Below are 12,162 nucleotides of genomic sequence, written 5' to 3'. Positions count from 1 at the left end.
CCTCACCAACTCAGGGTGACGGTTAAGGTATCGGTATAAACTCCGGCGCGTGTTGGGCCGGGCAGCTGCAACAAGCCATAAATCGGCAGCGTGATGTTGTTGGCGTTGCTGTAGCTGAGCGTGATGGGCGAATTCACCCCAATCGCGGCGGTGTGGCTGGCGTTGCTGTACAGGCTGTAGGCTACGGTATTGGTGAAGCTGGCCAGTTTCAGGTTGCGGGTGGTGGTGTAGTTGCTGCCGCCGTTGATCGACATGCTGACGGTGGTGCCTGGCGTGCAGGCGAGGCTAATGGAGGAACTCTGGACAAAACTGGCGCTGACACTGCTGCTGGCGACACCGGACTGGGTGCCAAAATCAAGCGTGCCAAACACACCGGGATTGGAACCGGAGACCACGCAGCCAGCCACTACTGAGGCAGAGACCTGGAAGGTTGCGGTGGGCAACCCCCAGACATTGACACTCCCTATCAGCAGGGTCAGGCCGCCAGAAATACGCGCCCACCCATTTGTCACTCTCACCCGATTTAACCGAAACGCGCGCCTTAGTAATTAACCGCAACGTTAATGGTATCGGTGTAAGTACCCGCCGGAATCAATGGGTTGAAGCCGCCACCGACCACACGACCATAAATGGCGTAGTTGGTACCCAGGGTCGGGTCAGTGGTGCCGCTGGGCGCGATATTGGTGTTATTGGCGATGGCCGTGGTGAAGGCGGCATCGCTGTAAAGGGTGTAAGCGATGCCCTGCGTGTTGTTGGAGCCGAGAATCAGGTAACGCGGTTGCCCGCTGACGGTGCCGTAAATGGTTGCTGGCGCGGCGTTACTGCTGGTGACCTGCACGTTGAAAGTCTGGCCGGTGGTGCAGCGGACGTAGATCCCGTTACCGGAAGCCCCCACCAGAGTGGCATTCAGCGTATCAAAGGTCGCAGCACTGCTACCGAAGTTTAACGTACCAAAATTAACCCCGGTAGTGGCCGACTGACCGTTCACCAGACAGCCGGTGGTCAGGGTTAATGTGGCATTGATGGTTCCCGTTGTGGTCGCAGCGAAAACAACAGAGTACGGAAGTGAGACGCTCAGGCTGGCAGCCAAAAGAAAAAGCTTGAGTTTCATAATCATTCCTTACTGATTATCCAGGGTCAGTGCTTTTTCACCTGATGATGCATTTATGAAATCAACCGAAAAATAACAAGGAGCCAGATTTGGCTGCACAGTAAAAACCCCTGTCGGCTAAGAAAGTTCTTATAAGACAGGGAAATGATTTATATCAGTTTTCTTTACTATAGTTCAGCAAAGCGAAGCCTGTCAGGTCCACCAATAATTTTTCCCTAATCAATTTGCCCTGATAGCCGATAATTCAGTGATAGCAAGGGATGTAGGCAGGTTAAAAAAACTAAACGCGGAGTTATTCCAGCTACTACCGCGGCGCAGGGTTCAGTGTTATGTTCATACATTAATCAGACATAATAACGATTCTCCACTTAGCGAATAAAAATCCTGGTGTGTTAGTCGCCAGTCTGGCTGGCACGAGTCACGGCTGAATCGCTTTTGAAGAGATAACAGACCTTTTATGCATGCTTTTTAATCCTTGTTCCGATTCGACGATTCAGCACCTGCTCGCTAGCGGGTTAGTGGGGAGCGCTCATGTTGCTGGTTACCTGGGATAGCGTTCTGGTGACGGTTTCCTTAATCGTCGCTTTTATCGCCTCATTTACGGCGCTGGATACCGCCGGACGTGTCGCCGTATCGCGCGGCTGGCTGGCCCGTGTGTGGCTGGTCGCGGGTGGAACCGCGATGGGCATTGGCGTTTGGGCCATGCACTTTATTGGCATGCTGGCGATGATGCTGCCGATGACGATGCGCTACGATGTGACGCTCACCGCGCTGTCACTGGCAGTGGCCATATTGACCTCCATTCTCTCTTTCGTGCAGGTGGTGCGTGGCAGCCATCTGACGTTTCGTCGTCTGGTGCGCGGCACCCTGATTCTCGGCTTTGGGGTGGTGGCGATGCACTATCTCGGTATGTACTCGCTGATGATTGAACCCGCCATTCAATGGAATATGGAACTGGTCACCCTGTCGGTGCTGATTGCCTTCAGCGCGGCGGGTGTCGCGCTGTGGCTGGCGTTTCACTTGCGTCAGGGGGATGGCCTGCTTGTCATGCGCGCGTATTCTGCCCTGGTGATGGGCATCGCCATTGCCGGCATGCACTATGTCGGTATGGCCGCCGCCCGGTTCAACAATACCAGCAGCATGATGGAACATGGCGTAAGCGATCAGGGGCTGGCGGTGTGGGTCACCATCATTACGCTCAGTATTCTTGGCGTCACTTTGTTGATTTCGATGCTGGATGCCCAGCTGCGTGCCGCGCGTCTGGCGGCCAAATTAAAAAGCGCCAACAACGAGCTGCATCAGTTAGCGATGCACGATACGCTCACCACCTTACCGAACCGGGTGCTGCTGGAGCAGCAACTCGATGCCGCCGTGAAGCACGCGACCCTCAACGATGAAACTTTCGCGTTGATGTTTATGGATCTCGACGGCTTTAAGGCGGTCAACGATACCTGGGGACATCACGTTGGTGACCGCTTACTTATCGCTGTTGCCACGCGCCTGCGCAACCAACTGCGCAAAGATGCCATGCTGGCGCGTCTGGGCGGCGATGAATTCGTGCTGTTAAGCCCGGGCTGCGATGGCCTGCAGGCTGCCGCGCAGGCACAGCGGCTGGTAAACACCGTTGACGCCCCGTTCGAACTGGAACGTTACTCGCTGCGCGTCTCGCTCAGCGTGGGCATCGTCATCTTCCCTCTGCATGGCCGCAGTAAGCAGGAGATGATGTTCAACGCCGATTCGGCGATGTATCACACCAAACATAGCGGACGTAACGGCTGGTGCCTGTACGAACCGGCCATGAGTGCGGTGGCGCAATATCAGCTGGCACTGGCCAATGATTTGTGGAGTGCGCTGGAGCATCAGGAAATGCGCCTGTTCTATCAACCGAAGTTCCGCGCGGGCGGCACCTTGTTGATGGGCTTTGAAGCGTTGTTGCGCTGGCAACATCCGCGCCGTGGATTGCTGATGCCAGATATGTTTCTGCCGCGTGCCGAGAAAACCGGGCAGATTATCGCGCTGGGTAATTGGGTGATTAACGAAGCCTGTCGCCAGTTGCGGCAGTGGCATGATGAAGGGAACAGCAGCTGGAGCGTCTCGGTTAACCTCTCGGCGTTGCAATTTCATCAGCGCGATCTGATCGACAGCCTGAGGGAGATTCTGCAACGGCATGGCTTGCCGGAAGGCATGCTGATGCTGGAAATCACGGAAACCATTGCCATGCGCGATCCACAGTTTAGCCAGCAACGCATCGCGGAGCTGCATCAGTTGGGTGTCCGGGTCGCGATTGATAATTTTGGTATCGGTTATGCTAACTTGCTGCATCTGAAACATCTGGAGGCGACTGAGCTGAAGATTGATCGTAGTTTCATCAACAGCCTGCGCGCCGACAGTGAAGATGCCACGGTGGTCAGCGCGATGATCACCCTGGCGCAGAGCCTGAATCTGCGTATGGTGGCTGAAGGTGTGGAAACGGAAGAACAGCAACGCTTATTGACCGGGCTGGGTTTTGATATGTTGCAAGGTTATTTACTGGGTAAACCCACACCGGCAGAACGCATCAGTGAATTCACCGTGGCGGCAGCTGCGCCACTGGCCATCCCCGAAAACATCGCACCGCTGGCGGGTGCCTGACGAGTATTTTTAATTTTCTGAATCGCAATCTTTCATCGTTCAAAGACTCCTTACACGGCAGCTCGACTGCCGATAAACTATACAATAATATTTATGTATTTTACTTTTTGTTAACAACACCACAGCTGCTAACCCGGCTTTGCATTGGGAACTCACTATGTTAGTGACTTCGTATGATTGGTTTACCGTGATCGTCTCCGTTCTGGTGGCGATGCTGGCCTCATTTACTGCGCTGGATATGGCGGGACGGGTGGCCACCTCCACCGGCAAGGCGGCGCTGGTGTGGCTGCTTGGCGGTGGCTTCGCTATGGGCATTGGCATCTGGGCGATGCACTTCATCGGCATGCTGTCGATGAGCCTTGATATGGTGATGAGCTATAACCCTCTGCTGACGGCCACGTCGATGGTGATTGCCGTACTGGCGTCGATCTTTGCCCTGTGGCTGGTTTGTTCGGGGGACCTGCCCTGGCCGCGCCTGTGCGGCGGAGCGGTGGTGCTCGGCAGTGGCGTGGTGGCGATGCACTACACCGGCATGGCCGCGTTAATGTTTGCGCCAGGCATTGTCTGGAACTGGTATTGGGTTGCCGCGTCAGTGGTCATCGCGCTGGTCGCCTCTGGCGCAGCGTTGTGGCTGGCGTTCAACCTGCGTGAAGGGACTGGCCGCGTCACTCTGCTGCGTCTTGGGGCCTCGGTAGTGATGGGCTGCGCCATCGCGGGCATGCACTACACCGGTATGGTGGCGGCAGATTTTCCCATGCAAAGCCACGCGACGCATATGGGCGTCAACAGCAACTGGCTGGCGATGCTGGTGACCGTGGTGACGCTATCAATCCTCGGCATTACCTTGCTGGTATCCATGCTGGATGCGCGTATGCAGGCGCGTACCTCCATCCTCGCGCGTTCACTGGCTGAGGCCAACCGCGAACTGGCTCAGCTGGCATTGCACGATAATCTGACACGTTTGCCGAACCGTATTTTGCTGGAAGATCGCCTCGACCAGGCCATTAACAAAGCGGACCGCGAACACTCGCATTTCGCGCTGATGTTTATGGATCTCGATGGTTTCAAAGCGGTTAACGATGCCTTTGGCCACCATGTCGGGGACAATCTGCTGATTGCCGTGACCGAACGCATGACCGGGCAGATGAAGGGACATTACACGCTGGCGCGTATGGGCGGTGATGAGTTCGTGTTGCTGATTGAAATCGATGATCCTAACGATGCAGCCGCGGCGGCGGATGCGCTGGTGAAGGCGATTGAGAAGCCGTTCAGCATCTCACGTTATGAGTTAATGGTGTCGCTGAGCATCGGCATTGCCGTGTATCCCGGTGATGGTGTTGACGAGCGCGAGCTGATGTTTAACGCGGATGCCGCGATGTATCACACCAAAAACAACGGGCGCAACGGCTACAACTTCTTCCAGCCCTCGATGAATACCCTGGCGCAGAGCCAGCTGCAGCTGAACAACGACCTGTGGCAGGCGATGGATAACAACGAGCTGCGGCTGTTCTATCAACCTAAATATTGCGCACCGAGCGGGCCAATCATTGGTTTTGAGGCATTGCTGCGCTGGCAGCACCCAACGCGCGGATTACTGTCACCGGACAAATTCCTGCCGATGGCGGAGAAGACCGGGATGATCATCAATATCGGTAACTGGGTGATCAATGAAGCCTGCCGCCAGCTGCACACCTGGCATTTGCAGGGCCATCCGCACTGGTCAGTGGCGGTAAACCTGTCGGCGTTGCAGTTTGAACAAAGCAATCTGGTCGAAACCGTCACGCTGGCGTTGTCGCAGCATCAGATTCCGGCCGAGTTACTCACGCTGGAGGTGACCGAAACCACCGCGATGCGCGACCCCGAGGAGAGCGTCCGTATCCTGACTGAGCTGACCAACATGGGGGTGAAAGCCTCGATTGATGATTTCGGCACCGGTTACTCCAGCCTGTTATATCTCAAGCGGTTACCGGCCAGTGAACTGAAAATCGACCGCGCCTTCGTTAATGAGCTACAGGCAAAATCAGAAGATGCTACCATCGTCTCGGCGATCGTGGCGCTGGCGCAATCGCTGGATTTGAAAGTGGTGGCCGAAGGGGTAGAAACCGAGGGACAACAGGCGTTTCTGACCGGATTGGGTTGTAATACGCTGCAGGGATATCTGTTGGGCAAGCCGGTACCACCAGAACGCATTGGCGAACTACCCGAGTTTGTTACCCCGGCAGCGGAACTGGAAGCAACCGCGAAGTAAGTTTTTATGAATATGTAGCGACGGAGATTCGGGTGGCGAAATATCAGCAGCTGGTTGATCAACTGCGGGAACAAATTGAAGCCAACATCTGGCAGCCGGGGGAAAAACTACCGTCGTTGCGTCAGCAGGCCGATCAATCCGGCCTCAGCCTGATGACGGTGATGCACGCTTACGAAGTGCTGGAAAGCCAGGGCTGGATTCTGTCGAAACCGCAGTCCGGCTACTATATCGCGCCACGTGCGGCGGCTCCGCGCCCGCGTCTGCCCACGCAAACCGTGGCCCGTCCGGAGCAGACCGACACCAACAGTTTCGTGTTTGATGTGCTACAAGCCACGCGCGATCCGGCCATTATGCCGTTTGGCTCTGCCTTTCCCGATCCTGAGCTGTTTCCGCAACGTCAGCTGATGCGTTCGCTGGTTAAAGTCTCGCATAACCTGAAACCGACCGATGCCCTCAACAACCTGCCGCCGGGTAACGCTGATTTGCGCAAAATCCTTGCCCAGCGCTATGCGCAGCAGGGCATAACCATCTCGCCGGATGATATCGTGATCACCAACGGCGCGATGGAGGCGCTCAACCTGAGCTTACAGGCGGTGACCGAGCCTGGCGACTGGGTGGTGATTGAGAACCCCTCGTTCTATGGCGCGTTGCAGGCGATTGAGCGCCTGAAACTGAATGCGATTGCCGTCGCCAGCGACGTAGAGCAGGGGATTGATTTTGGTGAGCTGGAACAGGCGCTACAGCGCTGGCCGGTAAAAGCCTGCTGGCTGATGACCAACCGGCAAAATCCACTCGGGTTTACCTTAAGTCATGCGCGCAAGGAGCAGCTGGTCACGCTGCTGGAGCGCTATGGCGTGGCGCTGATTGAAGATGATGTGTACAGCGAACTGTGGATTGGTGACGAAAAGCCGCTACCGGCGAAAGCCTTTGATCGTAACGGCGACGTGCTGCATTGCGGCAGCTTTTCCAAAAATCTGGTGGCGGGTTTTCGCATTGGCTGGGTGGCGGCGGGAAGACATGCCCAGCGTGTCCAGCGTATCCAGCTGATGAGTACGCTTTCCACCAGCGCACCGATGCAGCTGGCACTGGCGGATTTCCTCTCCACCCGCAGCTACGACAGCCATCTGAAGCGACTGCGGCAGACGCTGGCGAAACGCAAACAGCTGGCGCGCGCGGCGCTACAGCAGGTGCTGCCTGCCGAGGCCAGCATCAGCGATACCCCAGGAGGTTACTTTTTATGGGTCGCCTTACCTGCCGGGATCAATACCACGCAGCTGTATCATCTGGCGTTAAAAGAAGGGATCAGCATCGCGCCGGGGCAGTTGTTTTCCAGCAGTGAAGATTTTCGCCACTGCTTCCGCTTCAATACCGCCTGGCCGTGGGATGCGCGCGCAGAAGCGGCGGTGGAGAAATTAGGACAATTAATCAAAATGTTACACCCGTAGCGGCGCGATTTATCGCGCAATTATGTGCCCGGTGCAGGAAAAACCCGCGCGATAAATCGCGCCGCTACATGGGTGTGGGATTTACACCTGGGCGGCTTGCTGGTGTCCCCAGGTCAGGTAATACACGTCGTAAAAATCGACCTCACCTTTTTGCTGCATCAGGCGATGAATGCCGCTGCGCACCCGATCCGGTGTGCCGGGGTTATCCAGAATCTTCGAGATACCCTGCTGCGAGACCGGCTGAATGTAATACCACTCACCGTTGTAACAAACGCGCAGATCCAGCGCATCAATATCCTCGAAACGATACTTTGGATTGATATCCAGCAGCATCAGAAAGCTCATCACCAGCACAAACGCGGTGGCGAACCAGAAGGCCGGCCAGCCGAGCATCTCGGTGGAAAAAATCAATGCGACGCACAGCGCGTAGCACAGGTACATCACTCCCCATAGCCCCGGATGGGTTTTCAGAAACGAAAAGCTAAAACGCGGCCGATTATCGCGGCGTTCTTCACGGTTCAGGGTAGCGATTTCATCAATCAGGATTTGTTTTATGGCGTCCATTGTTCACCTCTCTTTCACTGCCTGCCAGTAAAGCATGTAACAGTGAAGAGTTGCAGACACAGATCAGTGCAGTTTTTTTATAACAGTTGCGTGGAAAATCGCCCTTCACCCGCGGTTGCACTCAAAATGTTAAAGAGGTTAATCATTAATTTGGCTTTAGTTAGCAAAATCATGCTTTTATGTGAATTTTGCGGGCCTGAGCACATTGTATTGTCATGCGATTTTGCCACACTTATAGCATGTGGCTAACCGGAGAAAGAGTATGACTGTCTACCCATCCAGCCTGCTGTTACTGATGTCTTTCGCCGCTGGCACCTTTTCCGCAGGGGCTTCCAGTAACCCGCAGCATCTGATGTTATCGATCCCGTCCGGCGGTGTGCCGAACAACCCACTGCCGCTGATCATCTGGCCGGGCATCGCACCCGATGATGACGACGATGAAAATCAGGATACCGCCGCCTGGTTTGAAAAAACCTTTACCGATAACGGCTGGCCCGCCGCCTGGCGTTATCCGATCTTCCCTTATACCCATTACCACCCGAACACCCATGAAGTGCTGGGTATCGCGGCGGGTTGGGCGGAAGTGTTATTTGGCGGTGACAGTGGCCGTATGGTGACGCTACGCGAAGGCGATGCGGTGCTGGTTCCGGCGGGTGTCGGCCATAAACAGGTCCACGCCAGTGAGGATTTTATGGTGGTTGGCGCCTATCCTGAAGGTATGTCGCCGGAAACGCTGCGCGATGAACCGCGCTTTTTGCGGACTTCTCAGGCGCAGATTCAGCGCGTACCGATGCCACAGCGCGATCCTTTCACCGGCAGAGAGGGGGCAATGACAGATATCTGGTTACCGGTCGCGCAACAGTTTTTGCACCAATAAGGTGCGTTGCACCGCTATCCGGCGTTAACTCACTGATAAGGTGCGCATGCGGCAAAGGGCGCGTGCGCCTGGCACAGTTTGTGCAGCAGTGGAATCAGGTCCTCTGATAAGCGCCGGGTAAATCATGAAAGAAAGCTACCAGATAGCATCACACTTCTATGATGAGATGTTGCTGAGCGACGGCCAACACCGCGCTCACTATCAGCACTACTGGGAATGGTTGCAAGCGGCGGACAAAGAGGCAGTGGCGCGTAAACGCGAGGAAGCGGAACTTTTGTTTCATCGCGTTGGCATCACTTTCAATGTCTATGGCGAAGACGGCGGCGCAGAGCGCCTGATTCCGTTCGATAGCGTGCCGCGTATTATTCCTGCCAGCGAATGGGCGATGCTCGATCGCGGTATCCGACAACGTGTACAAGCCCTCAATGCCTTCCTGCATGATATCTACCACCAACAGCACATCCTGAAAGCGGGCATCATTCCGGCCGAGCAGGTACTGGTCAACGATCAATACCAACCCTGCATGCAGGGCGTTGATCTGCATCGCAATATCTATGCGCATATCGTCGGCGTGGATATGGTACGTAACAATGATGGCGAGTATTACGTGCTGGAGGATAACCTGCGCACCCCGTCTGGCGTTTCCTATATGCTGGAGAACCGTAAGATGATGATGCGTCTCTACCCGGAGTTGTTTGCTGAGCAGCATGTGGCACCGGTGGAGCGTTATCCGTCGCACCTGTTGCAGACGCTGCGCGAAAGCTCGCCGGTGAACGATCCGGTGGTGGTGGTGCTGACGCCAGGCCGCTTTAACAGCGCCTATTTTGAACACAGTTTCCTCGCGCAGCAGATGGGTGTGGAGCTGGTGGAAAGCGCGGACCTGTTCGTTAAAGATGGCGCAGTGATGATGCGCACCACCGCCGGACCCTGCAAGGTGGATGTGATCTATCGCCGCGTTGATGATGCCTTCCTCGATCCGCTGGCGTTCCGCCCGGATTCGATGCTCGGCGTACCCGGCCTGCTGTCGGTGTATCGTGCCGGGAATGTGGTGCTGGCGAATGCCATCGGCACCGGGGTAGCCGATGACAAATCGATCTACCCTTATGTGCCGGATATGATCCGCTTTTACCTCGATGAAGATCCGATCCTCAACAACGTTCCTACCTGGCAGTGTCGCAACCCGAAAGATCTCACCTACGTGCTGGCGAACCTCGACAAGATGGTGGTGAAGGAAGTGCACGGTGCGGGGGGCTACGGCATGTTGATTGGCCCGGTTGCCAGCCAGCAGGAACTGAACGATTTCCGCGATCGTTTACAGGCACGGCCAGATAACTACATCGCGCAAAACACCCTGTCGCTCTCCACCTGTCCGACTTTTATCGATAACGGTCTCGCGCCGCGTCATATCGACCTGCGTCCGTTTGCTCTGTGCGGGGCGGACATTCGTCTGGTGCCGGGTGGCCTGACCCGCGTGGCGCTGACGGAAGGCTCACTGGTGGTGAACTCGTCGCAGGGCGGCGGTACTAAGGACACCTGGGTTCTGGAGGATGATGAATCATGCTAAGCCGCACGGCCAGTGGCCTCTATTGGATGGCGCGCTATCTGGAGCGCGCGGAACAACTTGCCCGGGTGCTGGATGTGACCAACCGGCTGTCGCTGATGCCGGTGCGCAACAGCCACGGTGATGAGCTGCTGTTACCGCTCAACCTCACCGGCACGCGTCAGCTGTTTGAAACCCTGAACGGGCGTTTCACCATGCCCCAGCTGTTCAACTTCTTTGCCCTCGACGATCGCAATCCCAGCAGCATTTTCAGCTGCTGGCAGTCGGCGTGGAACAATGCCCACGCGGTGCGCGGCAGCCTCTCTTCGGAAGTGTGGGAGAGCATCAACTCCACCTGGATTGAGATGCGCAAAATGCGCCGTCGCGGCATTACCAGCGCCAATGCCGACAGCTTTTTCGACTGGGTCAAGGAGCGCTGCCACCTGTTTCGCGGCGCGATGTTTGGCACCCTGCTGCGCGGCGACGCCATGAGTTTTATCCGCCTCGGCACCCTGATGGAACGTGCCGACGGCAGTGCTCGTCTGCTGAGTGTCAATCAGCAATTGCTGGAGCAGCACCCCGATTCGGTGCGTGAATATTACTGTCTCGACACCCTGCTGCGTGCGGTGTCCGCGCGCGAGGCCTACAACGCGATCTTCAAACAACAGCTGATGCCGGATCTGGTCAACGAGATGCTGATCCTGCGCAGTGAAAGCCCGCGATCGTTGCATTCCTGCATCGAAGAGATCGCCAACCAACTGGAGCAGATCGGCAGCAGCGGTGAGGATCGTCCGCGCTACCTCGCCACCGTGCTGCTGGCTGAGATGCGCTTCAGTACCTGGGAGAGCCTGACGCGCTGCGGCCTTAACACCTGGCTGAATCATTTCCTGGAAGACATTAATCAATTGGCTGACAGCATCAATCAAACCTATCTGGAGGCGAAATGAGACTGAACATCGAGCATAAAACCTGGTATGCCTGGGAGCATCAGGTCAAACTCAGCACCGAGTATCTGCGCCTGACACCGCAAAACTCGGTGCATCAGCAAATTCTGTCGTGGGAACTGGCGCTGCCATGCGAAGCCACGCGCACCGTTGATGCTTACGGCAACGTGATGCACGTCCTGACGCTGGATACCCCGCATCAGATGCTGGAGATCACCGCGCGCGGGGTGGTGGATATCCTCGATGATGGGGAGATGGCTGCCGATCCTGAATCCAGCCTGTCGCCGCTGATTTTCCTGCGCGGCACGCCGCTGACCCAGCCCGACAGCGCGATTCGCGATTTTGCCCTGCGTTACTGGCGACCGGAAGCGCCACTTGCCAGCCTGGAAAAACTGATGGGCGAACTGCTGCTGAAAATGCCTTACCGCCCCGGCAGCACCCAGGTGAGTGATACCGCCGCGAAAGTATTTGCCGCCGGCTCCGGCGTTTGCCAGGATCACAGCCATGTGTTTCTTGCCTGCTGTCGCAGTCTGGGGATTCCGGCGCGTTATGTCAGCGGTTATCTCTATACTGACAATGTCGAACACGTTGCCACTCATGCCTGGGTTGAAGCCTGGCTGGATGGCAGTTGGCACAGCTTTGATATCACCAACAATACCCGCAGTACGCGGCAGCATTTGCGGCTGGCGGTGGGCGTGGATTATCTCGATGCCTGTCCGGTACGCGGTATGCGGCTGGGTGGTGGGGGTGAAGATATGCTGGCGGTGGCCGCGGTGCAACAGGTGCACTCGCAGCAGTAATT

The 12,162-nt window shown here is 56.3% G+C and carries 10 protein-coding genes; 7 read left to right on the top strand and 3 right to left on the bottom strand.

Translation table 11 applies throughout. The features are described from left to right. Positions 1-2: 2 nt before the first annotated feature. Together CUN67_RS17125 and CUN67_RS17120 are read right to left on the bottom strand one after the other, a co-directional pair. Entirely contained in the window at positions 3-512 is a 510-nt protein-coding gene (locus CUN67_RS17125) for a Csu type fimbrial protein (RefSeq protein ID WP_208716491.1), read from the bottom strand. A gap of 29 nt (positions 513-541) precedes the next feature. Beyond that, entirely contained in the window at positions 542-1,111 is a 570-nt protein-coding gene (locus tag CUN67_RS17120; protein WP_084876825.1) for a spore coat protein U domain-containing protein, read from the bottom strand. A gap of 531 nt (positions 1,112-1,642) precedes the next feature. On the opposite strand from CUN67_RS17120, the gene CUN67_RS17115 reads away from it, so the two are divergent. The 3 genes from CUN67_RS17115 (at position 1,643) to CUN67_RS17105 (ending at position 7,435) form a co-directional block, all read left to right on the top strand. Further along, complete coding sequence (locus tag CUN67_RS17115; RefSeq protein ID WP_208716490.1) at positions 1,643-3,742, top strand: putative bifunctional diguanylate cyclase/phosphodiesterase; 2,100 nt, start codon at positions 1,643-1,645, stop codon at positions 3,740-3,742. A 157-nt stretch (positions 3,743-3,899) separates the two neighbouring features. Beyond that, positions 3,900-5,990 (top strand): putative bifunctional diguanylate cyclase/phosphodiesterase, encoded by a 2,091-nt coding sequence (locus tag CUN67_RS17110; protein WP_208716489.1) that lies wholly within the window; start codon positions 3,900-3,902, stop codon positions 5,988-5,990. 32 nt (positions 5,991-6,022) lie between these two features. Beyond that, positions 6,023-7,435, top strand: a complete 1,413-nt coding sequence (locus CUN67_RS17105) for a PLP-dependent aminotransferase family protein (RefSeq protein WP_208716488.1) — start codon at positions 6,023-6,025, stop codon at positions 7,433-7,435. Positions 7,436-7,516: 81 nt separating this feature from the next. Here CUN67_RS17105 and CUN67_RS17100 read toward each other — a convergent pair whose 3' ends face one another. Then, a complete protein-coding gene (locus CUN67_RS17100; protein ID WP_208716487.1) occupies positions 7,517-7,999 on the bottom strand; it encodes a YlaC family protein in 483 nt (160 codons plus the stop codon). Positions 8,000-8,261: 262 nt separating this feature from the next. On the opposite strand from CUN67_RS17100, the gene CUN67_RS17095 reads away from it, so the two are divergent. The 4 genes from CUN67_RS17095 (at position 8,262) to CUN67_RS17080 (ending at position 12,160) form a co-directional block, all read left to right on the top strand. Further along, on the top strand, positions 8,262-8,876 hold the full coding sequence (locus CUN67_RS17095; RefSeq protein ID WP_208716486.1) for a cupin domain-containing protein: 615 nt from the start codon (positions 8,262-8,264) through the stop codon (positions 8,874-8,876). 124 nt (positions 8,877-9,000) lie between these two features. Beyond that, complete coding sequence (locus CUN67_RS17090; protein WP_208716485.1) at positions 9,001-10,440, top strand: circularly permuted type 2 ATP-grasp protein; 1,440 nt, start codon at positions 9,001-9,003, stop codon at positions 10,438-10,440. Next, on the top strand, positions 10,434-11,363 hold the full coding sequence (locus tag CUN67_RS17085; protein WP_208716484.1) for an alpha-E domain-containing protein: 930 nt from the start codon (positions 10,434-10,436) through the stop codon (positions 11,361-11,363). The genes CUN67_RS17090 and CUN67_RS17085 overlap by 7 nt, the downstream gene beginning before the upstream one ends. After that, positions 11,360-12,160, top strand: a complete 801-nt coding sequence (locus tag CUN67_RS17080) for a transglutaminase family protein (protein ID WP_208716483.1) — start codon at positions 11,360-11,362, stop codon at positions 12,158-12,160. The genes CUN67_RS17085 and CUN67_RS17080 overlap by 4 nt, the downstream gene beginning before the upstream one ends. The last annotated feature ends 2 nt before the right edge of the window (positions 12,161-12,162 follow it).

The organism is Pantoea cypripedii (genome assembly GCF_011395035.1).
GTDB lineage: Bacteria > Pseudomonadota > Gammaproteobacteria > Enterobacterales > Enterobacteriaceae > Pantoea > Pantoea cypripedii_A.
This window is presented reverse-complemented; position numbering and strand designations above follow the sequence as displayed.

Excerpts from the sequence above, each read along its gene's own strand:
- CUN67_RS17120 (WP_084876825.1), bottom strand. The coding sequence starts at position 1,111 with ATGAAACTCAAGCTTTTTCTTTTGGCTGCCAGCCTGAGCGTCTCACTT.
- CUN67_RS17115 (WP_208716490.1), top strand. The coding sequence starts at position 1,643 with ATGTTGCTGGTTACCTGGGATAGCGTTCTGGTGACGGTTTCCTTAATC.
- CUN67_RS17110 (WP_208716489.1), top strand. The coding sequence starts at position 3,900 with ATGTTAGTGACTTCGTATGATTGGTTTACCGTGATCGTCTCCGTTCTG.
- CUN67_RS17100 (WP_208716487.1), bottom strand. The coding sequence starts at position 7,999 with ATGGACGCCATAAAACAAATCCTGATTGATGAAATCGCTACCCTGAAC.
- CUN67_RS17095 (WP_208716486.1), top strand. The coding sequence starts at position 8,262 with ATGACTGTCTACCCATCCAGCCTGCTGTTACTGATGTCTTTCGCCGCT.
- CUN67_RS17090 (WP_208716485.1), top strand. The coding sequence starts at position 9,001 with ATGAAAGAAAGCTACCAGATAGCATCACACTTCTATGATGAGATGTTG.
- CUN67_RS17085 (WP_208716484.1), top strand. The coding sequence starts at position 10,434 with ATGCTAAGCCGCACGGCCAGTGGCCTCTATTGGATGGCGCGCTATCTG.
- CUN67_RS17080 (WP_208716483.1), top strand. The coding sequence starts at position 11,360 with ATGAGACTGAACATCGAGCATAAAACCTGGTATGCCTGGGAGCATCAG.